Annotated in this window: 1 protein-coding gene; it reads left to right on the top strand. The window is 55.5% G+C overall.

Annotated features, from left to right (window positions below; genetic code table 11):
• Positions 1-20: 20 nt before the first annotated feature.
• Entirely contained in the window at positions 21-179 is a 159-nt protein-coding gene (locus AC3XQU_RS23365) for a DUF3077 domain-containing protein (protein ID WP_489876536.1), read from the top strand.
• The last annotated feature ends 165 nt before the right edge of the window (positions 180-344 follow it).

The following is a 344-nucleotide window of genomic DNA, read 5'->3' as shown; positions in this document are numbered from 1 at the left end:
CTCTCGATCGCACCTACTGCCTGCTTGATCTTGCCCAGGAGATGGCCGAGCAAGCGGCTCTGACTGAAAACAGCCAACAGCTTTGTCATGCGATCGTCTACCTGATCGACATGGCGAAAGCCACTGTTGACGCTTGCTCAGAGGGCATCCTGACCTCTGTGGAGGTGGGTCATGAATAAGCTCATTCCGCTCACAACAAATCCCAGCCAAACCCCTGTGCTGCTGATTGATACGAGCGCCGCGTACGCCGACATTCAGGAATACGCAGAGCAGCGACTTTGTGCGGCTAAAGCACTGCTTTTCAGCCTGTCCTGCATGGGCATCAACCGGGCCGACGCAAAAGA

This window comes from Telluria sp. AZSoR62, from assembly GCF_058111565.1.
The sequence above is the reverse complement of the archived record's forward strand: the minus strand, read 5'-3'. Positions and strand labels throughout refer to the sequence as shown.